Below are 20743 nucleotides of genomic sequence, written 5' to 3'. Positions count from 1 at the left end.
TTTCTTTCTATTTGATTTAGTTTACAAAGATAAAATTCGTTCAGATATCAGTGACATTAATTTCTCCGATTGAACGTCGGTGATTATCATCGTATTCATACGACATTCATTTAAACTACTATTATTTTTAGGTGGTATTGAATCATCATGGACTGTTGCAAAACTTAAACCAAAGAGTTTGCGTGATTCGTACTCAATATCAATATGGCCATTTATACCGGTGAAAATATCTGGGCGGATTAAATAACCTATTACACAAGGATCATGTAAAAAAGGATCAAATGCGGCATATCCACGAGACATTTTTGCTGCTGTTCTAGCAATGATGTTACCTTGGTCTAACGATTGACATAACCCTGCTCGAATATCAGCCTTATGGGTGACATCTAGTCCCAGCATAGTAATGTGTTCCGCAGTGTCGAAGACGATATGTGCCGCGTGTGGATCGACATAAAAATTAAATTCGGCTGCTGGTGTTATATTCCCATTACGAAATGCAGCTCCTCCCATTAAAACGATATCTTTCACATTATCCTTAAGCCTGGGTTCTTTTAGCATTGCCATGGCGATATTGGTAAGTGGGGCTGTCGGGCAAAGGGTAATTTCTTTAGGATTAGACATCACAGTATCAATAATGAAATCCACAGCATGTATATCAGGATAAGTGTAATTGGATTTCGGTAACGTTACACCCGCAAGGCCGTTATTACCGTGTACTTGTGTTTTATTTCCTCGACGCGCAATCAAAGGTCGTTCACATCCTCTGGCTAAAGGGATGTCGGGGCGTGACACAAATGAAAGAATGTTGCGGGCATTCTCATGGACTTTATCAAGTTCAACATTTCCTGCGACAGTTGTAATCCCCATAACTTTAATTTCAGGTGATGCCAATGCGAGTAAAATTGCAATAGCATCATCTACGCCCGGATCACAATCTATAATAATTTTAGTCATATAACCTCTCCGTTAATAATTACCGTAATGCATTGAATAGTAATGGTATGAATAGAAATAGAGTGCTTGAAAAATAAACATTAACTAACAAAAACACCGACCATAGTTGCAGATAAACAACTGACTAACGTTGAACCAACGATCAATCGAAAGCTATTTGCTGCTATCATTTTTCCATGCTCTTTACTGATACTGGCGACGCAGGCGATAATCATTCCTACAGAACCAAAATTTGCGAATGAGATAAGAAAGACTGACATAATGGCCTCAGTTCTTGGGCTCAGATCCTCTAATTTGATATAATCAATCATGGCAACAAATTCATTAGTTAAAATCTTTGTAGCAATAATTTGTCCAAATTGAATGCTGTCTTGCCAAGGAACACCAAGTACAAAAGCGAGAGGAGAAAAAAGATATCCAAGAAGCCCTTGGAAACTTATACCTATGATGTGTAAGAAAATATCATTCAACATACTAATTAAAGCGATAAAGCCGAGCAGCATAGGAACTATAGCTAGAATTAACTTAAAGCCATCTAACATATGTTCTGTTAATACTTCAAAAAAGCTGTGGTGTTCATTTTTCGGACCAGAGAAATTACTTGATATCTCAATGGGATCATTAGGATTAATAATAGAAACAATAACGAAAGTACTGAAAAAGTTTAGGCACACACCGATAAAGACAAACTGAGGAGATAACATTTGAGTGTATGCGCCAAGTATTGCAATATCGACAGTAGACAATGAGCACGCAGCTATTGTATACATTTGTGGTTTTGTTAAATTTGGAATGTACTCTTTAATTGATACATATACCGCCATCATGCCAACGACGACAGCACTAACTGCAGAGAAAGATTCAAGTTTACCTACTTTGGCAATTTTATTAATAAGGTATCCGATGGTCAGAATAATCAATCGAAGAATACCAAAATATTTTAATATTCCAATAATTGAACAAATAAATACCAATGGCATTAGAGCAACAACAACAAACACAATAGGTGTTTTAGTGCTGATATCCCCAAATACAAAATCAATACCTTTATTTGCATGATGCACTAAATATTCTATGCCAATAGTCGTTGTATTAAGAATTGTTGTTCCGACAGATGTATGCAAAAGTATAAAAGCAACAATAGCCTCTATTAATAAAAGAACTACAATTGGAATAAATTTTTTTCTTATTTCACGAGCTTTAAAACTGATAGAAGATGCCACTGTAAATATTAAGAGAAGGCTAATGACAAAAATTAAATACTTCATAACAACCTCGATTATATAACTTATGAACGGGGTGGGTTATTTATACACTTCCCTTACATACACTCTTTTTTGAGTCTGGCAGCAACACTTGTACGAGATGGCATTGATGATGCACCTTTCTTCTCAACCGCTAATGATGCATAAGCGATAGAAAATTTGATGGCTTCATCTATATTCTTGCCTTCAATCAAATTTGCAGCCAAGGAGCCTGTGAAGGCATCACCAGCGCCACTTGTATCAACAACAGAAGCACTCATTGCTTTATAATATTTCATTGTGGTGCCATTGAAATAAAGTGCACCACTGTCACCAAGCGTCATTACTATTTCTTTAACCCCTAAGTTGTATATTGCTTTTATGGCTTCTTGTGCCGAAATAACGCTATCGATTTTAATATTTGATATCAATTCTGCTTCTGTTCCATTGGGAACTAATAAATCAACAGAGGGTAAATGTGAAATAATTTGATCAGAGTAGGGGGCTGGATTCAGAATGATGTAACACCCCGACTTTTTTGCTATTTCAATGGCAAATTTTGTCGCTTCTATATTATTTTCTAATTGGGTAAGAAAAATTTTTGCCGATTGCAGGTGATTAATATCGGAAAGAATTTCTGCTTTAGTAATCGTTGCATTAGCACCTAGATCAATAACAATGCTATTGTTTCCAGAGGAATTCTCAACCATAACAAGGGCATTTCCCGTTTTTGCATTGGGATCTTTAATTAATGTGTATGAGCCTATTTTTGTCGTACTAAAATATTTCTCTGCAGTTGCACCAAATGAATCATCGCCTACTTTAACGAAAAAATGCACATTATCATTTAGCTCTGATGCCGCTGCAGCTTGGTTTGCTCCTTTACCGCCGGGGAAAAAATTTGTGGATATTGCTTTGATTGTCTCCCCTACAAAGGGAAATCGTTCCACTTCCGTGACAACATCTAAATTAAATGATCCCAAGATATATAATGCACATTTATCGACATCCTTTCTGTCCCTTTTTTGTTTTTGACTATTAATATGAATAACTTTAGTTTCATCAATAGTTTGGGTTATGATGGGTTCAAGCTCAATTTTTTGTAATTTTACGCCACCATGAAATTTAGTGGCTATCCCTAAAAGCTGTAATTCATCTATATATCTCCTCACCGTTCTTTCTGATACATGAAGCAGAACACTGAGTTCTTTTACATAGATGGAATTATCTTTAATTAATTTTTTTCTAATAAATGCAATGCTACTCTTTTTTTTCATATCATCCTCACTTGTTAAAAATTTATTACATTTGTTAAGATGATAGTGTTTAATTAAGTTTATTCTGCTTATATAATCACGTTTTTTGCTCGTAATTGGACAATAATCTGTCCGTTTATATAAATTTTAAGAAAAATATGTGGTGATAGGTGATAGGTGATAGGTGATAGGTGATAGGTGATAGGTGATAGGTGATAGGTGATAGGTGATAGGTGATAGGTGATAGGTAGTTTAGGATAGAAATAAAATCATTGATGGTTATCTGTCTATTTTTTATTTCAAATAATGGGATATTTAAGAGAAAAAGGAATATTTATAATTTATTATTCTTAAAATATCCCTCCATATGTTAAACATAATTTAAATCACAGTACTTGGCTTAAAAAAACCAAAATAAGACTAATATCCACGATAATGAGTAATACACCAATAAGTACTCTTATCAAAAGGCATGACAGCGTGGTTGGTGGAGCTTTAGGAAATAATGCAGAAAAACTCCAATATGCTAATGTTGCAATTAGAAATATAGCAAAAAGCATATAGCTAATAAAAAATATCATACTTAAATTCCTTTTTTGTTAAACGTTATGTTTTTAATCTAAAAATGATTATTTATCAGAATATTATCATAGTGTTATAAATTTAATTTTCTGTTGAGGCTTATTAAGTCATGTTAGCATAAATACAATATTAAAATTTATCGTTATTATCTGAATCTTAAGAGATTTTATATCATTTTATGAAGATATCTAAATTTATTGTCATGATTAGTATTGGTATTATTCTAATATCGATTGTATTTTTGTCAGGCTTAATACTCTCTTTCTATAAAGTATCAGGAAGTGATATTGATAATGGTAAAAAAATTGGAAACAGTATTTTTACGCTCTATAACGACAAAATTTATGCAACTGTGCCTAGCAATGGAGAGTATGTCATTGCATTTGCTGATCCTAGTAGCTTCAGAATGTTATCAAAAAAGTTTAATTACCGAGAACGTCAATTTGCGATAGATAAGAATAATGGTTATTGCGGTAACCGTATTATTCCTGATCTTGATCCTAATAAAGTAAAAGCATTAGGACATAGCTATTTTTCAGACGGTAAAAACACCCTTTATTGTGCGCCTTTTACGTTACAAAATATCGAATTATCTAGCCTTAAAGAATTATATCAAACATGGTTATACGGTTGGTCATTTGGCGAAAAACCTCAGACGTTTTACTATCCAATGAGAACGCTTCCTTTATCAAAAACACCTTATCAACCTATACTTGAGGCTGATTTAATTAGTAATGGAGAGCAAGTGTTTTATGAAGGAAATTTGATGCCTAATGCATCCGTTGAACAGTTAAAATCAATTAATATATTGTATAACGATGGATCTTTAAGAAAAAGTCATCTTTATCATCATGATAAAATTAATGTTTATTATAAGCAGCACAAGTTAGGTATAAAGAATAGCCCAGATTTATATAGTTTCTATATTGGTAATTTATATCAAAATGCTTATTTATTTGAGCCTAACACAGGGCAAATATCGATGAATAATATCGATTTTCCCTTAGACAATGCACCTTATAAAGTAATAAGTCATTATGGTGGGCATGTTTATCATGGCTTATTTTTATCTAATCAAGGTGTTTATTTTTATGACACACAACAAAAGAAAATCCGTAGAGCTGGGGATAATCCGTTCTTAAAAGGCTATTGGAAAGAGATAGCACCACTAGTTTTTTCTTATAATAGTAAAATCTATTTTTTACAAACATCAGAAAGTTGGGGAGGAAATAAATCACCAGGATTAATTTCTCGTAGTACGCACCTTTATCTCCTAGACGAAAATACAGTAGGTGAGTGGAAAAAGCTGGGAGATGTGACTTATCATCGTTATGGTGAAGTGTGGAAAAAAGAAAATAGCTACTATTATTTTGATAAATTAGGAACAACCCAAGGAGTTTATCAAACAATATACAGAATTGTCAGTATGAGCACCTTAGAACATCTCCTTAATGATGAATTACGCGTTGATGAAATGAGAAAAATAACACGAGATAAAGAACAACTACAGCCTGCTGGTGGTATTAAAATATTAACGGCAAAAACACAGTATAGAAAAACACTGACTCATTTATTTGATGATGAGTAGAAAAGTTTAGTGAGATTAATTTATTTTTATTAATAGTGATAATAAAAAAGCACTTAATAATAGCTTATTAAGTGCTTAAGTACATCGTTATTAATTGCGTGCAATAATGCTTTTTTCTTTACGATCAAACCAACTTTCACGCAATCTATCGTAAGTTAGGTTAAATGCATAAGTATAGAAAAGGAAGAAAATAAAGAAGCCAATTTCTAATAAAAATGCATTCCATAATGACATGCTTAATAAGAATGCCAATATAGGTAAACCAATAATCACAAAACTAAATTCAAAACCAATCGCATGAATGATCCGTATTTTGGCTGGTCTTAAACCTTTTGATAACGGCCAATAACGGTCAAAAATCATGTTATAAAATAGATTTAGCAGCATGGCTAATGTTGATAAAACAATAGCGACAGTTCCCATCTGAAAAATTGAGCGTCCCAAAAGCCATGCACTCAGCGGCGCTGTCATTGCAATAGCAATGACTTCAAATGAAACAGCATGAAAAACGCGCTCAGTAAATGTTTTCTGATATTGGCTCATATCCCACCTCAAAGTAATTATTTAGCAAAAAACAGATGCAATTATTGGTGATATTTTGTATATATACAAAATAGGTGCCATCGAAAAAGTCGATACCATATGAACTATTCCATAGAAACTTTGCGTACATTTGTAGAAGCAGCTTCACTAAAATCATTTTCTGCCGCTGCCCGAAAATTAAATAAAAGCCAATCTACAGTTAGTAGCACTATCACAGGATTTGAAGATGATATGGGCTTCGAATTATTCGAACGTAAAGGAAGAGAATCAATACTGACTTTTGCTGGTCAAAAAGTATTAAGTTTAGTTGAGGATATTTTAGTGGCTGATGAACGATTACAGGCATTAAGAATAGAATTATCACCAGAGATGGAACCTCGATTAAGTTGTGTTTTTTCTGATATGTACCAACCGCCTTATTCTGAACAACTCTTAAAAATTCTAGATAAAGAATTTCCTCATATCGAATTTGAATTTCTCGTTGCTGAAAATGATGATGTCATTAATATGCTGCAAAATAAGCAGGCACATATTGGTATGATGGAATCACGAATAGAATATCCAGCGGATATTGCTTTTTCTCGTCTACCAGTGAGCGGTGAGTTAGGATTATATGCACATAAAAGACACCCTCTTGCTAAAGAAAAACAGATTGGTTATCAACATTTAACAATGCATCGTCAATTAAGGCTGAGCAGCCGTGCTCAATTCGTTATTAATAGTGAAAAAAATTGGTTAGCACCTAATTATTTATTACTATTAGAAATGGCGGAACAAGAAATGGGATGGGCGATTTTACCTACCTGGCTTGTTGAGCAATTTGGTCATAATTTATTGGTTAGCTTAAATTATGACCAATTTCCGAAAAAAATAGATATTGATTTAGTTTGGTCGAGAAATAATCCACCCGGAAAAGCAGGATATTGGATGATTGATAAACTTCTAAAAAATGATCTGCAATTTTCTCGTTAAGTGTTAAAAAAATCAAATTCACCTTTATTATTAATAACAAAGATGAATTTGATTTATTATTACTTTAATAATGGTGATCACCAACCACAAACATTTGTTTCTTCATCCATATCATAACCACGTACTATATTGATGAGATCTTTTACTATTAAGCTTGAGTACTCGGGATTCAAGAGATCGGTTAATGCGCTTTCCTTATCGACAGAAACACCGTTATTTTTATTTGTTAGTACTAAAGAAATGGCTTGTGAATCGATATTAATTTTATTTTTTAGTTCATCGATTAAGAGTAAAATCTCTTTTGTAGCAACCTCAGGAATATATAAAATTTTAGGGTTAAGAAAATTTTTTTGAGATTTTTCTTGAGTATCAGTATTAATTAGCTCTAACAAGTAGCCTTTATTTTCATTATCCATCATCCGTCCTTTTAGTCTTCAGCAAGTATTTTAGGATCGACATAAAAATCGACGTTAAAAACAGTATCTTCAGTCTTAGCTTCTATTTTGTGCCATGTTTCTGGTGGAAATACACCAAATTCACCTGCATTGATTACAAGTGTTTCAGTTGGTTTTTGACTGAATTCATCTGCATATGCGTAATACACAATCGTTCCTTGCATAACCGATAGTTTAGGGTAAACCCCTTGGCGAGTTCCTTTATCTAGATGTCTTTCCCAAATTGATTTAGGGGCAGTGTCTTTAGTCCAAAGCGGTGTTGCTCGAACATGAATATAGTGAGTTGGGATAATAATACGTTCCACTTTACCTCCCTAAAATAGTGAAGAATTTGATATTTCTGTTCATTAACTTTAGTTGAAAAACTGAAGTTAGTAACACAGTAAATGATTGAGCTGTGGAGTAAAATTTACCCCTTATAATGAGGTATTTCAAATGCAATTTAAGGATAAAAAACAATAATTTCACCCAACATTACTCTAATTAATTGTTTTGTATGGCTTAAATTAAATTTAATGATTAAACTATTTTTTTATATTTATTTTTTACTTGAATTGAAATTTTTTAAGAGGAACATTATTTATTAATATGATTTCTTTGTTCTATAATTAATCAAGTCTAGGGGAGTAGTATTTAATTCATCATTTAACATAATTGAGATATCACTATGGAATTAAAGGATTACTATACCATAATGGGGGTGAAGCCCACCGATGATACTAAAACGATTAAAACAGCTTATCGACGTTTAGCAAAAAAATACCATCCAGATGTAAGTAAAGAACCTAATGCAGAAGAGCGTTTTAAAGAAATTGCTCAAGCGTGGGAGATATTAGGTGATGAGCAACGTAGAGCTGAATATGATGAACTTTGGGCTCACCGCAACGATCCAAAATTTAAGCAATTTACACAACAACATTCAAATACAAATCAAGAAAGCTTTAGCCAAGAAGATTTTGATGATATTTACACTTCATTTTTTGGTCAACATTCTCCGTTTGAAGGACGTCGAACCCAGCAACCACTCAAACAACGCGGACATGATTTAGAAATAGAATTAGCCGTCTTTCTGGAAGAATCACAAGAAGAACATAAACGCACAATTAGTTACCGTTTACCTGTTTATAATGTTTTTGGGATCGTGGAAAAAGAAATTCCTAAAACATTAAATGTTAAAGTTCCTGCGGGTGTTATTGATGGTCAACGCATCCGTCTAAAAGGACAAGGGACAATAGGCGAAAATGGTGGTGAAAATGGTGATTTATGGTTAACTATTCGTATAGCACCTCATCCTTTATTTGATGTAAAAGGCCATGATCTAGAAATAGTCGTTCCGATTGCTCCATGGGAAGCCGCATTAGGTGCAAAAATTCCGATACCTACAATTAAAGACAAAATTTTATTAACCATTCCAGCAGGAAGCCAAACAGGGCAAAGATTGCGTATTAAAGGCAAAGGATTAGCCAGCCAAAAAGTCAGTGGTGATTTATATGCCATTATCAAAATTGTTATGCCACCTCAATCTGATGAGAAAGCACGTGCATTATGGCAACAGATTGCAGATAGTCAGGCCGATTATAATCCACGTGAAAACTGGGGGAATAAATAATGGCTCAATTAACAACAACGGTATTTACTGTCACTGAATTTTGTCATCATACTGGGATATCAAATGATGAGCTTAAAGAATGTGTTGCGCTTGGCATGATTGAACCATTAGAGATTGAAACTCAAGAATGGCTTTTTGATGATAATGCGATTGTGGTGACACACCGAGCATTAAAGCTTCATAAAGAGCTTGCCTTAGATTGGCATGGCATTGCCATTGCGCTTGCTTTATTAGATGAAATGGAGCAGCTAAAACAGGAAAATAAACAATTACGCCAGCAATTAATGCGGTTTATAGCTAAATAACGATTAAATAAAATAGTGGTTAAAAGAATAAACACTTTAGTCACTATTTTAATATGATTATTATTTACCTCTATTTTTCTTGTTTTTTAATGTGGATAATGTTTTTTAAATAAAATGTTGTAAGTAATGAATTATAGAAATAAAAATATCTCAATCTTAATCTCTATTTTTATTTTATAATTATTTAACAAGTTTCACATCCTTTTATTTACTATGGTACACTAAAAATAACATAGATTATTATCATATTTAATGTATTGTTATTAACTTTAGTATTAAAACTAACCTTAATGAATAATGTGACTTCTAATTACATAAAAATAACATTTATAACGAATTTATTTTTATTTATATATAAAATATATATTTTAAAAAATCCCATGATATTAATATGATACATTTAATTAATATGATTATTTAAAAAAACAATGCTCATTGAGATATAAATCACGGTAATGATCGCTTTCTCATTGTTAATATTTCACGTCCAATTATCTATCTGGTTTTTTATTTTTCAAGATACCTAATTGATCTATAAATTATAAATAACAAGCAAATGGGAAAATTTATGTCTTTATTTAAAAAAGGTATTATTGCATTATCGCTTAATATTGCATTAGTTTCTTCTGCTTTAGCCTGTACCACCTTGTTAGCAGGAAGTGATGCAACAAATGATGGATCATTGATTATTGCTCGTAGTGCAGATAGTAATGCATTAAAAGCACAACATTTTGTTATTCATCCAGCAAAAGCAAATCAAGCAGGGACTTATAGTACTAAAGAACATAATGGTGCTAATAATTTTATTTATCCATTACCTGAAAATTCATTGCGTTATACCACTGTCCCAAATTGGAAAACACAGCTTCATGGTGCGACAGGATTTAATGAACTGGGAGTCGGGGTTAGTGGTACAGAATCTATTTTTGCTTCACCTAAAGCCCTTGAGTTCGATCCCTATGTTGAAGATACCGGTATAACAGAAGATGATATTCCAGATGTGCTTCTTTCAAGAGCGAAAACAGCGCGTGAAGCAATTGAATTATTAGGAAGTATTATTGAAAAACAAGGTGCAGGAGAAGGGTTTGGTGTTGCTGTTGTTGATAAAAATGAGCTTTGGTATTTAGAAACAGGAACAGGACACCACTGGATTGCACAAAAGTTACCTAAAGATAAATATTTTGCGACAGGTAACCAAGGAAGGTTACAAACCTATGATGTAAACAGTGAAGATATCTTAGGCTCTAAAAATTTAGTAGAGTTTGCGGTTGAAAAAGGACTTTATAATCCAGAAAAAGAGGGGATATTTAACTTTTCTAAGGCGTATACCCGTGATGATGAACGAGATCGTACTTACAACGATCCTCGGGTATGGGTTATTCAACAACAATTTAATCCGTCATTAAAACAAGCTGTGGATGATGGTCGTCATTTCGCACCTTTATTAACACCAGAGAAAAAAGTATCTGTTGAAGAAGCTAAAGCGATGTTACGTAATCACTTTGAAGGAACTGAACACGACCCATATTCTAATGGATTAAATGGTAAAGAATCTTGGCGCCCAATTAGTGTGTTTAGAACTTATGAAGCACATGTAATGCAAGTTCGCCCTGAACTTCCTCAAGAAATAGGTGAAGTAACTTATGTTGGTTTAGGTATGGCGGATTTAACTGCATTTGTTCCGTATTACAGTGGATTAAAAGTCTATCCTCAACATTATGGCATGGGAACAGATAAAGCGGACAGTGACTCGATTTATTGGAAGTATCGTAAATTGCAGACATTAGTTATGACCGATTATCCAAAACTAGCGCCAATAGTAAAAAAAGCCTATCAAGATTGGGAAATCAAAACAGCATTAGAACAAAAAGAAATGGAAGCTAAATATCTCAATATGGTTAAAACCGATAAAGTGGGTGCAGATAAAATGCTTAACGAGTTTAATTTACGCATTATGGCGGATGCGGAAAAGTTGACGGAAAATTTAACTAATGAATTATTTACCGTGAGAACAAAAGATATTCAAGATGATATTTTCTTGGCTAATAAATCTAAAAAAGACTAATAAAGAATAAGTGTTTTAAGAAATACTGAAACCGAAAGATCCCAATTTATTTTTGGGATCTTTTTCAATGTAGGGATGACTAAAGAACGGGAATATAATAGCTAATTTTTTGTAAGTGTTCTCCACTTTGCCCTAGCAATTTATCATAGCTAACGGCGCCTTTTAATGTGTATCGTTCAATGTCAGGGCCAGGTCTACGCAATAAATTCATTTTTGGTAATACTTTAGTGTATACGGTATAAATAATATCATCATAGCCCGTTAATGAATCTAAAATCTCATCCATATGAAAGGTAATGGCTAAATAATTGCCACTAGGCAACTCCAGTTGCGACATAGAAGAGACATTTGATGTTGCTGATAAGTTATCTTTATCAACGGCGGTGCTATAAATATACATTGTATCTTCTAGTGTAGATGCAGAGGCTCTATGCATTGCATATAACTCAGTGGGTATTGTATGTACATCTTTTAAAAATTTACGCCAGAATTCTTTTCTGAATTTTTTTTTGTCAGAGTCCCATGTAGAAATGGGTTTATTGTAATGGTGGGACATACCTACTAATTTTAGAGAAGGAAGGGTAACTACTTCGTATTTGGCGCTAAGTTCAACAGTTTCCAGAGCGGGAAAAATAAGCTCACTAATATCCCATCCTGGCTTTTTTCTATATTCTGAAGGGGTGATATTAAACTGTTTTTTAAAGGCTCGACAAAATGTTTGCTGAGAATCAAAACGATATTTCAATGAAATATCTAACAAGCTACAACGCGTTATTCTTAAGGCATAGGCGCCACAAGATAAACGACGGGCGAGTATGTATTTTCCTAAAGATATTCCTGTATAAGCTTTAAATAAGCGCTGAAAATGCCATTTTGTATAGCCTGACTTTTCAGCAACAATATCTAATGATAAACGTGAATCGAGATTTTGTTCGATCCAAACAATGATATCTTTAACAACATTCTCTTGAAGCATGAATATTCCTATTATTTTTTTTATCGATTATTTTCAATAAGATCGACTTAATTTATTGAGCTACAATAAATTTATAGGTGTTAGGATAATAGCATATCGTATAGTGATAGTTACATTGAATAAAGTAAAATAGGTAGGTGATAATGTAAAGTTATGTATTGCTATTTTTTAAAATTAAACTTGATAGTAAATAAAAACAGCGCATTTAACTCACTAATCAATGATTGATGTTTTTTTATTAAAATTAAGTTTAAATTAAAATCTATATGAATATTTCTATATTTAATAAAATGCGGAGATATCCTATTTTTTCTTTTTTAGAAAAAGTCTAGCTTAATTATATTAGTAAAACCCTATCGGTTATTTTAGGAGATGTATATGAATAAGTTATTTTCTATTTCTGCTATTGCTTTAGTTTCTTCATTAATAACAGCTCCTGCTTTGGCAGCTAAAACGGATACTTATAACTGTGAAGGCCAAAAAATCAGAGTTTCTTTTCCTACTGAACAGTTAGCTGTTATGTATTACAGCGATGAAATTATTGTTTTAAAAGAGGCTGTTGCGGCTAGTGGTGCTCGTTATGTTGGTGAGAACTTCCAAATTTGGGGCAAAGGTAAAGGTGAATTTAATTTAGCAACGATTTCAGAAGATGATGCAGTTAATGGGCGAATTGCTGAAGATAAGGGCCGTACCTGTAAATTAGTAAAATAACGTAGAAACTAGTTATAAATAAAAAAGAGGGCAATTTATTGTCCTCTTTTTTATAAGAAAAAGATTAAGTAAATATAATAATTAAAAATAAGTATAGAAAAGTAATAACGCATTTTTTATCACACAAATAAGTTGGTCATAAAAAACAAATCAGTTATAAAGATAGTCTTATTGTGATTGCTAAATGGTTTTTTATGATTATTAAATATACATCCAAGCATACTTGTCACTTATCCAAAATAGAGAAAGAAATACTGTATTTTTTGTTAATAGAAAGTTTTGGTGATGACTTTTCATTAGATGACTTTCAGCATGCATTAGGTGGTATGCATATTTTTGCTTATTATCAAGAAAAGATGGTAGGGCATGTTGCTATTGTTCAAAGAAATATGGCGATTGATAATAATCCTATTTCGGTAGGATATGTTGAGGCAATGGCTGTTTTAAAGGATTATCGTCGACAAGGAATAGGTAAAGAATTAATGACTCAAGCGAATGATATTATCAAGTCTTGTTATCAGCTTGGACTACTCTCTGCTTCTGAGAAAGGTATACCGTTATATTCTTTGTTAGGATGGCGTAAATGGACAGGTAAGCTCTTTGAATTAAACCAAGGTGTTTATAAACAAACAGAGGGTGATGATGAAGGAATTATGGCATTGAGTACTATAAATGAAATTGATTTAACTTCATCGTTATATTGTGATTTTCGTAGAGGTGATCAGTGGTAAAGCCCTTACTTATTACAGCTAATTGGTTATACTAATAGAGAGTAGTATGACATCTACTCTTTTTTATTTAAAAAAAACAAAAAATAAATTTTTGGTTTATCCACTTATCTGCAACTAAACAATATTTATTGTGAGTTTATATGAAGTCTTACCCTTAGCTAATCTCAATATTAATTTTTAAAAGAAGAACTTTAAAATAGGCATTGCTATCCAATATGGCAGGTAATGTGTTATCAAAAATTAATAAAAGACAAAATCTAATGAAAATTAAAAACTCAAGAAAATATAATGTATCATTACCAGATAATAGAATTTTAACGTGGTATGAATCGGGTCCAGAGCAAGGTAAGCCAGTATTATTTTGCACTGGTGCAGGTATGAGTGGTTTATTAGGTGTAGACGTTGACCTCTTAAGTAAACTTAATATTCGGCTGATTACGCCAACTCGCCCAGGATTGGGCGATTCTACTTTTGATCCTAAAAAATCGTTAAAATCTTTTTCTGAAGATATTTTATTTTTATTAGATCATCTTCATATCAAAAATATTAATGTAATGGGATTTTCACAGGGGGCTGTTTTTGCGATGGCTCTTTGTGTTTACTGTCATGTTGATAAATTACTGATTGTCGCAGGGCAAGATCAATTTGATTATCCTGATACGCAAAATAAGCTAACAGATGATGTTGTTAATATGCAACGTCAAGCTGTTGGAGCACCAGAACTGTTAACCAGTTGGATTAAGCAAAATATAACAGCTAAATGGCTAATGGATTTTATTTTAAATTACAGTGCTGATGTTGATTTGGCTATTTATAAATCAGTTGATTTTCTCCCTGTTTATCAAGAATGTATGGCAGAAGCTTTTAAACAGGGCAATGATGGATACACTCAAGATTTGCTGATTGCGATGCAACCTTGGGGATTTTCACCTGAAGAAATAAAGACACCAACAACTTTATGGTACGGAATGAAGGATACTAGTACCGTTCATTCTCCGGACTTTGGAGATTTATTATTTCAACGTTTTCCTAATGCTGAGCGACATTTATGGCCAGAAGAAGGTGGTTCACTTCTGTGGACGAAAACAGAAGAAATTTTATTAGAACTAGTTGATTAAGGTGATGTAGTACATTAATGATAGAGTAGATACTGGTTATCTTAAAAAATAACAGTATCTACTTTTTTATTCATGTTTTTAAATTAAAATAATGAGATAGGTAAAATAGATAATTATTTTTAACTTATAATTATTTTCTAATTTGGTGCGTGAAAAATTTTTTTTAAAATAAAGGTGAAAATAATTTGCTATAAAATGAATTATATGACTTAATAGCGTCACTGGTTTGGAAGTACAGACCTATTTATGTTAGTGCAGTTTTAAGTAGTTCACCGTTTAGCGTTATCCATGATACCTCTTCGTTGCGAATTCCTTCAAATAGTGACCATAAGTAAAATCCGAAATCAAACCGCAAACAATGCCTTATGGCAAACAAATTAATTATAGGAAATCTTATGTCTAATACAATGACTGGTACAGTAAAATGGTTTAACGATGATAAAGGTTTTGGCTTTATCACTCCTAAAGACGGAAGCAAAGATGTATTCGTACACTTTTCAGCAATTCAAAGCGAAAGCTTTAAATCTCTGAAAGAAGGCCAAGAAGTTTCATTTTCTATCGAAAATGGCGCTAAAGGTCCTGCAGCCGCGAACGTAATCGGTCTGTAATATTGGTTATTATTACAGTATGTATTGCTTAATGCAGTATCAAACATACTGATAATGCCAATAAAAAAAACCTCACCTTGGTGGGTTTTTTTGTTTTAATAATGTCCATAATTTCACTTTCATTTTATTTCTGAAAATACTTCAAAATATTATTATTAAAGTTATGTAAATATCGAAGGTAAATAATTTTCCTGATTAGAAATATATTTACTTTAATAACCAATAAAATACATAAAAATAATTTAAATAATAATAAAATTCTTATAATGGCAAAATAAAGATAGTAAGATATTGCTTTCTCAATGAAAAGAAAGAAAAAAAATTCATTAGAATAGAAAAGTATCGGATAAATCATAAAAAGATAATTGAAGTTAAAAATTAAATTAATATTTAATGGCTTATCTTAAACAATTGATGTCTAATTCTATGTGGTTTAAATACTTTTAGTTCCTAAAGGACAAACTAGTGTACGCTAAAAATTTTTTCTCATTGCACCTTTTACACCCAAAATATTTTCTGACGTGGTTTGGTGTTTCTATTCTTTTTTTATTAGTACAATTACCTTATTCTTGGCTGCTTTTTCTTGGTAAACGTTTAGGGTTGTTATCACGTTTTTTTGTAAAGAGAAGAGTTTCTATAATAAAGAAAAATCTAGAGTTGTGTTTTCCCGACAAAGATCAAAATGAAATTAATAAACTTGTCATGGATAATTTATCTTCTCTTGGCGTTGCATTATTTGAAACAGGAATGGCATGGTTTTGGAGCGATCGTCGGTTAAAGAATCTCTTTGAAGTAGACGGAATTTCTAATTTCACCAATGCGAATGATAAAAATGCGGGAATTCTATTGATAGGGATACATTCCATGTCGTTAGAGCTAGGTGGTAGAATCATGGGGCTTTGTTTCCCTGTTAATGCCATGTACCGCCCACACAATAATAAAGCTATGGAATATATTCAAACTAAAGCAAGATGCCGTTCTGATAAAGGGATGATTGATAGACGTAATTTAAAGTTTATGGTTATGGAGTTAAAAAAAGGGAAAGCAATTTGGTTTGCACCTGACCAAGACTTTGGGTTAAAAGGAACCACATTCTCACCTTTTTTCTCTGTTAAGAAGGCATCGACTTCAAAAGGAGTTGCCATTTTAGCTAAATTATCAGGAGCACCAACGTTAACAGTAACTTTGGTCAGAAATGAAAAAAAACAAGGTAAGAAGTACAGCCTGATAATTGGTAAGGAGCTTATAAATTATCCTACTGAAAATATTCAAAATGATACAGATAGAATGAATAAACTGATCGAAATAGAGATAATGCGAGCGCCAGAGCAATACTTATGGGCACATAGACGTTTTAAAACTAGACCTGAAGGTGAAGCAAGTCTTTATAATTAAGTTGTAATTGTTAAATAAAAAAAGACCAACACACAATGTGTTGGTCACAGTAAATACTGGAAGCAATGTGAGCAATGTCGTTGTGATAAAGTTGAGTACAATACTCAACTTTATCACAAGCTAAAAGATAATCATTATCAGTTGGGTTGTCAACCCTAGCGTTTGTATGGATTAAAGGAAAGTGTAAATAGAAAGGAATGTAATAAAGGCAAAAGGATAGGTTGAAAAGAAAAAAGAACAAATCAGATAAAAGAAAACTAAAAGCACTGAGTTAGCAGGTATAGAAATAGACTATACCTGCTTAATATATTATGACCATAGTAGAAAAATACCATTTATATAAATATAGTAATAACTTCTGATGTTCTAAAAATATATACTCATTATTTAATAATAAATATTATTCCTAAATTAATTATAGATTAATGTTTATTGAAAATATAGGAATTTTAAATTTTATGAATATTAGTTATACATAATATCCATTATTGCTAAATTTTCACCAATCCAGTTTATATTCATTGAACCTCTATTTTCACCAAGTTTAGCATTAAACATTTTATTGGGTTCGATTCTGTGTTGTATTTCTTCCATTTCAACACCATTCCAGCAGTTCGTTTTAAAAACATGGCCAACAGAGTCTGTCATACAATTACCTTCAACAATAGAACCTGTAAAAGTAATCGTTCCTGATCCAATGACTTTATTTGTATCTGCTATAACTGGTGCTGATAATAAAAATGCTAAGCAAGTTCCGATAATAAGATTCTTTTTCATTATTTATTCCTCAAATATTTTATTGATTATCTTTGTGTACTAATTTCTAATAAAAAAATTAGTTAGTGTTTATGATTGATTTTTTCTCACACGTTTAATTGATATCTTTCCGTGTCGAGTTGATGAAGGGAATATTAGAGGAAAAAAATATATCAATCTGTAAAAAATCTTGATGGTTAATGACAGTTATATAAATAATGATGAATGATTTATTGGTGGTTTTAATGTTTTTTTAATAATTTAATTTTTATGATTTAAATGTAATGGATTGATAAATAAGGTGTAATATAGAATTTTAATGATTTCATTAATAAGTTAATATAATTTAATATCAGTTATATTACTTAATTTTTCAATGATACATTTTGTTGTTAAAACAAAAGATGTATAAATGGAGTGATTTCAGAATTAAATAAAACTTATCAAAGTATTTCAATAAAATTGTTAACAAAGAAAAAAAACATCATTATTTGATGTTTTTAATTAAAATGAGTTGTTGATATCTTATTTTATAACCCTATCATCAATAGAGTAAAAATAAGAGAGAGTAAAGTACGATGCAGAGTTATCACTCATTATCAGCCCAAGTGTATCAAATAGATAAGCCTATAGGCTGTAGCTTTGGCGATGTAGAATACTATCAAGAGCGCCTTAAAGATATTGATGGCAAGATTTTAGAACCCGCAGTAGGAACTGGACGAATTTTGATCCCTTTATTAAAAGCGGGACTAAATATAACAGGATTTGATCTTTCAGACGAAATGCTTTATTTCTGTGTGGATAATTTGAAAAATAATGGCTTTACTGCAAAAAAAGTAGTCAAAGATAACCTGCTAACATTCCAAGTAGAAACTTTAGTTGATGCAGTTATTATTCCCACAGGAACTTTTTTGCTACTAGATAGTGAAGAGAAAGCGTTACAATCACTTCAAAAATGCTATAACGCATTGAATTTTAAAGGACGTTTACTTGTGGATATCAGCTTGGCACACTCTTTTGTGAAGGGCCAATGTACTAGCAGACAATTTGAAACCCCTGAAGGAGATTTAATTACTTTACAGATCATTAATGCCGATATAGATCACATTAATCAGCTTACTGTATCTCATCACCGTTATGATAAGTGGAGAGAGGGTAAAATAATTGAAAGTGAATGGGAAGTCTTTAAATTGAAATGGTTTGGTGTTTCTGAATTTAAACATTTACTTGAATCTATTGGTTTTAAAGGAATAACAATCTCGGGTGACTACCAATATTTGCAAGTGCCTAATAATGAAACTGAAATTATTACCTTTGAAGCCTATAAAATATAGTGTTTATTAATTAGCAATAAATAGGCTATTATAATTAATAGCCTATTTCATATTTAACATTTTTGCATTAACTAAAGTGTTTTTTGTTATTAAGAATAAATTGTTTTAATGTTATTGCTGGCTTTCCTGTTATTTTTTCAAAATTATCAAATATAGCGCCCTCTCTCGATAATTTTCCTGAAGTGAAATCCACATAATGGTCATAAATACTTTTCATATAGGAAAGTTCAAGTCCATTTTCTTGAGCATATTGCCAAAACACTTCAGGAGAGTCGGCTTTATATTGAAAAGGTTGGCCTAATGTTTCAGTAATTAACTGTGCAATTTGTGGATAATTTTTATTTTCATATCCTAATCGATAGGTATTCCCCGCATGTAAACTTGGTGATAATAGACAATGAGCAGCTATTTCAGCCACATCGGTACAATCAACCCAACTTAAAGTTGCATCACCAAAATAAGAACGAAGAGTGTTTTTATTTAGATTATTATCTCCCTGATAGCCTAGTAGATTTTGCATGTAGGATTCAGGACGGAGATGAGTAAAGCGGATGCCTGACCATTCAATATAACGCTCAATGAGTTGATGCCAAGCCCAATGTGAAACCTGCGCATTATCATCACCACAAGCTCCCAAATGAACAATGTAATCGATACCCTGTTGTTTGGCGATATCAACAAAAATTTTACTCTGTTGAAGCATGTTAATTGTGTAACCCGTCATCATAAATACGGAATCAATACCATTAAGAGCTGGTTTTATTGTCTCAGGGTTGTCGTAATCCATTAATACAGTAGGATAGGGAAAGTGGGTATTTTCTGCAGGTTTTCTAATCGCTAATACAACATTTTTATAACCTTTTTTTTGTAGTGATTTTATTAATAGGCCTCCGACTTGCCCTGTTGCACCTGTAATTAATATTTTATTAGTCACAATAAATTTCCTTGATAAATTAGATGGTTAACTAAATATTTTCAGCTTATAAATTTGGTGTTTAAGCTCGGAAAAATAGGGTTGATAGTACAGTCACTTCCCTTTTCTAAATATGTTGAATACTTTTTTAGTGATAGTTTAGGGTTTACGGACATACATCCTCTATCGAATTGTAAAAGATATAACAGTCATGATGTCTTTTCGCTATAAAGAAAGTAAATAAAAGCATTTTTAGTGTGAAAATAGCTGTGATTTTATGAATAAATATGAGAAGGAATTAAGAAATTCAGATAAAAAAATCCCCGCACTAGGCGGGGGAATATTAAATATCTATCAGTGATGAAATACTGAAAACGATAATAAGGGAAAAAAAGATATCAATCTGTAACAAATCTTAAAGAAAAATAATTAATTATTTAAATAGAATAGAGAGAAAAAAGGGTGGCTCAATAATGAAGTTATTTTTATTTTGTTGTTTTTAAAGAATTTTTTATGCGTCAAGTAAAGGCTATGGAATTCAATTAAATTATTATTAGTCATACTTTCATTTAAAACCACATACATTTATGTGAAATTTTTTGAGTTTAAATAACTATTTTTAGCTTGT

20 protein-coding genes are annotated in these 20743 nt (G+C 32.0%); 11 read left to right on the top strand and 9 right to left on the bottom strand.

What is annotated here, in order from left to right:
- Window positions 1-21: 21 nt before the first annotated feature.
- From INT39_RS03875 to INT39_RS03865, 3 genes are all read right to left on the bottom strand, one after another.
- On the bottom strand, window positions 22-954 hold the full coding sequence (locus INT39_RS03875) for a nucleoside hydrolase (RefSeq protein ID WP_193014240.1): 933 nt from the start codon (window positions 952-954) through the stop codon (window positions 22-24).
- An 80-nt stretch (window positions 955-1034) separates the two neighbouring features.
- Window positions 1035-2222 carry a NupC/NupG family nucleoside CNT transporter gene (locus INT39_RS03870; protein ID WP_193014241.1) on the bottom strand — a complete coding sequence of 396 codons (1188 nt, stop codon included), beginning with the start codon at window positions 2220-2222 and terminating at the stop codon, window positions 1035-1037.
- Window positions 2223-2275: 53 nt separating this feature from the next.
- Window positions 2276-3475, bottom strand: coding sequence for a ribokinase (locus INT39_RS03865; protein ID WP_193014242.1), 1200 nt, complete (start codon window positions 3473-3475; stop codon window positions 2276-2278).
- Window positions 3476-4214: 739 nt separating this feature from the next.
- On the opposite strand from INT39_RS03865, the gene INT39_RS03860 reads away from it, so the two are divergent.
- Window positions 4215-5624 carry a DKNYY domain-containing protein gene (locus INT39_RS03860; protein ID WP_193014244.1) on the top strand — a complete coding sequence of 470 codons (1410 nt, stop codon included), beginning with the start codon at window positions 4215-4217 and terminating at the stop codon, window positions 5622-5624.
- 90 nt (window positions 5625-5714) lie between these two features.
- On the opposite strand, the gene INT39_RS03855 is transcribed toward INT39_RS03860, so the two are convergent.
- The gene (locus INT39_RS03855) at window positions 5715-6167 is read right to left on the bottom strand and encodes a multidrug/biocide efflux PACE transporter (protein ID WP_193014245.1); all 453 of its coding nucleotides are present in this window, start codon (window positions 6165-6167) and stop codon (window positions 5715-5717) included.
- A 99-nt stretch (window positions 6168-6266) separates the two neighbouring features.
- Between INT39_RS03855 and INT39_RS03850 the strand changes: the two genes are divergently transcribed.
- Window positions 6267-7139 (top strand): LysR family transcriptional regulator, encoded by an 873-nt coding sequence (locus tag INT39_RS03850; protein WP_193014246.1) that lies wholly within the window; start codon window positions 6267-6269, stop codon window positions 7137-7139.
- Window positions 7140-7216: 77 nt separating this feature from the next.
- Here INT39_RS03850 and INT39_RS03845 read toward each other — a convergent pair whose 3' ends face one another.
- A complete protein-coding gene (locus INT39_RS03845) occupies window positions 7217-7555 on the bottom strand; it encodes a DUF1869 domain-containing protein (RefSeq protein WP_193014247.1) in 339 nt (112 codons plus the stop codon).
- 11 nt (window positions 7556-7566) lie between these two features.
- Complete coding sequence (locus tag INT39_RS03840) at window positions 7567-7899, bottom strand: DUF1971 domain-containing protein (RefSeq protein ID WP_193014248.1); 333 nt, start codon at window positions 7897-7899, stop codon at window positions 7567-7569.
- Window positions 7900-8261: 362 nt separating this feature from the next.
- On the opposite strand from INT39_RS03840, the gene cbpA reads away from it, so the two are divergent.
- The 3 genes from cbpA (at window position 8262) to INT39_RS03825 (ending at window position 11573) form a co-directional block, all read left to right on the top strand.
- Complete coding sequence (cbpA, locus tag INT39_RS03835) at window positions 8262-9203, top strand: curved DNA-binding protein (RefSeq protein WP_193014249.1); 942 nt, start codon at window positions 8262-8264, stop codon at window positions 9201-9203.
- Window positions 9203-9508: a chaperone modulator CbpM gene (gene cbpM, locus INT39_RS03830; RefSeq protein ID WP_193014250.1), complete on the top strand. Its 306-nt coding sequence runs from the start codon at window positions 9203-9205 to the stop codon at window positions 9506-9508. The genes cbpA and cbpM overlap by 1 nt, the downstream gene beginning before the upstream one ends.
- A 568-nt stretch (window positions 9509-10076) precedes the next feature.
- Window positions 10077-11573, top strand: coding sequence for a C69 family dipeptidase (locus INT39_RS03825; RefSeq protein ID WP_193014251.1), 1497 nt, complete (start codon window positions 10077-10079; stop codon window positions 11571-11573).
- A gap of 79 nt (window positions 11574-11652) precedes the next feature.
- On the opposite strand, the gene INT39_RS03820 is transcribed toward INT39_RS03825, so the two are convergent.
- Entirely contained in the window at window positions 11653-12549 is an 897-nt protein-coding gene (locus INT39_RS03820; RefSeq protein ID WP_193014252.1) for an AraC family transcriptional regulator, read from the bottom strand.
- 378 nt (window positions 12550-12927) lie between these two features.
- Between INT39_RS03820 and INT39_RS03815 the strand changes: the two genes are divergently transcribed.
- The 5 genes from INT39_RS03815 (at window position 12928) to lpxL (ending at window position 17112) form a co-directional block, all read left to right on the top strand.
- On the top strand, window positions 12928-13260 hold the full coding sequence (locus INT39_RS03815) for an MliC family protein (RefSeq protein WP_193014253.1): 333 nt from the start codon (window positions 12928-12930) through the stop codon (window positions 13258-13260).
- Between the two features lie 194 nt (window positions 13261-13454).
- On the top strand, window positions 13455-13991 hold the full coding sequence (locus INT39_RS03810; protein ID WP_193014585.1) for a GNAT family N-acetyltransferase: 537 nt from the start codon (window positions 13455-13457) through the stop codon (window positions 13989-13991).
- A gap of 260 nt (window positions 13992-14251) precedes the next feature.
- Window positions 14252-15109, top strand: coding sequence for an alpha/beta fold hydrolase (locus INT39_RS03805; protein ID WP_193014254.1), 858 nt, complete (start codon window positions 14252-14254; stop codon window positions 15107-15109).
- 395 nt (window positions 15110-15504) lie between these two features.
- Window positions 15505-15717, top strand: coding sequence for a cold shock domain-containing protein (locus INT39_RS03800; protein WP_193014255.1), 213 nt, complete (start codon window positions 15505-15507; stop codon window positions 15715-15717).
- 465 nt (window positions 15718-16182) lie between these two features.
- Window positions 16183-17112: an LpxL/LpxP family Kdo(2)-lipid IV(A) lauroyl/palmitoleoyl acyltransferase gene (gene lpxL / locus INT39_RS03795; RefSeq protein ID WP_193014256.1), complete on the top strand. Its 930-nt coding sequence runs from the start codon at window positions 16183-16185 to the stop codon at window positions 17110-17112.
- 465 nt (window positions 17113-17577) lie between these two features.
- On the opposite strand, the gene INT39_RS03790 is transcribed toward lpxL, so the two are convergent.
- Entirely contained in the window at window positions 17578-17889 is a 312-nt protein-coding gene (locus tag INT39_RS03790) for a hypothetical protein (protein WP_193014257.1), read from the bottom strand.
- A gap of 557 nt (window positions 17890-18446) precedes the next feature.
- Between INT39_RS03790 and INT39_RS03785 the strand changes: the two genes are divergently transcribed.
- Window positions 18447-19202, top strand: a complete 756-nt coding sequence (locus INT39_RS03785; protein ID WP_193014258.1) for a class I SAM-dependent methyltransferase — start codon at window positions 18447-18449, stop codon at window positions 19200-19202.
- A gap of 67 nt (window positions 19203-19269) precedes the next feature.
- On the opposite strand, the gene INT39_RS03780 is transcribed toward INT39_RS03785, so the two are convergent.
- The gene (locus tag INT39_RS03780; protein WP_319021309.1) at window positions 19270-20136 is read right to left on the bottom strand and encodes an NmrA family NAD(P)-binding protein; all 867 of its coding nucleotides are present in this window, start codon (window positions 20134-20136) and stop codon (window positions 19270-19272) included.
- Window positions 20137-20743 lie beyond the last annotated feature (607 nt).

The sequence above is a fragment of the Pseudomonas sp. FME51 genome (genome assembly GCF_014897305.1).
This window is presented reverse-complemented; position numbering and strand designations above follow the sequence as displayed.

Coding starts and splice junctions, on each gene's coding strand:
- INT39_RS03875 (WP_193014240.1), bottom strand. CDS start 954: ATGACTAAAATTATTATAGATTGTGATCCGGGCGTAGATGATGCTATT.
- INT39_RS03870 (WP_193014241.1), bottom strand. CDS start 2,222: ATGAAGTATTTAATTTTTGTCATTAGCCTTCTCTTAATATTTACAGTG.
- INT39_RS03865 (WP_193014242.1), bottom strand. CDS start 3,475: ATGAAAAAAAAGAGTAGCATTGCATTTATTAGAAAAAAATTAATTAAA.
- INT39_RS03860 (WP_193014244.1), top strand. CDS start 4,215: ATGAAGATATCTAAATTTATTGTCATGATTAGTATTGGTATTATTCTA.
- INT39_RS03855 (WP_193014245.1), bottom strand. CDS start 6,167: ATGAGCCAATATCAGAAAACATTTACTGAGCGCGTTTTTCATGCTGTT.
- INT39_RS03850 (WP_193014246.1), top strand. CDS start 6,267: ATGAACTATTCCATAGAAACTTTGCGTACATTTGTAGAAGCAGCTTCA.
- INT39_RS03845 (WP_193014247.1), bottom strand. CDS start 7,555: ATGGATAATGAAAATAAAGGCTACTTGTTAGAGCTAATTAATACTGAT.
- cbpA (WP_193014249.1), top strand. CDS start 8,262: ATGGAATTAAAGGATTACTATACCATAATGGGGGTGAAGCCCACCGAT.
- cbpM (WP_193014250.1), top strand. CDS start 9,203: ATGGCTCAATTAACAACAACGGTATTTACTGTCACTGAATTTTGTCAT.
- INT39_RS03825 (WP_193014251.1), top strand. CDS start 10,077: ATGTCTTTATTTAAAAAAGGTATTATTGCATTATCGCTTAATATTGCA.
- INT39_RS03820 (WP_193014252.1), bottom strand. CDS start 12,549: ATGCTTCAAGAGAATGTTGTTAAAGATATCATTGTTTGGATCGAACAA.
- INT39_RS03815 (WP_193014253.1), top strand. CDS start 12,928: ATGAATAAGTTATTTTCTATTTCTGCTATTGCTTTAGTTTCTTCATTA.
- INT39_RS03810 (WP_193014585.1), top strand. CDS start 13,455: ATGATTATTAAATATACATCCAAGCATACTTGTCACTTATCCAAAATA.
- INT39_RS03805 (WP_193014254.1), top strand. CDS start 14,252: ATGAAAATTAAAAACTCAAGAAAATATAATGTATCATTACCAGATAAT.
- INT39_RS03800 (WP_193014255.1), top strand. CDS start 15,505: ATGTCTAATACAATGACTGGTACAGTAAAATGGTTTAACGATGATAAA.
- INT39_RS03790 (WP_193014257.1), bottom strand. CDS start 17,889: ATGAAAAAGAATCTTATTATCGGAACTTGCTTAGCATTTTTATTATCA.
- INT39_RS03785 (WP_193014258.1), top strand. CDS start 18,447: ATGCAGAGTTATCACTCATTATCAGCCCAAGTGTATCAAATAGATAAG.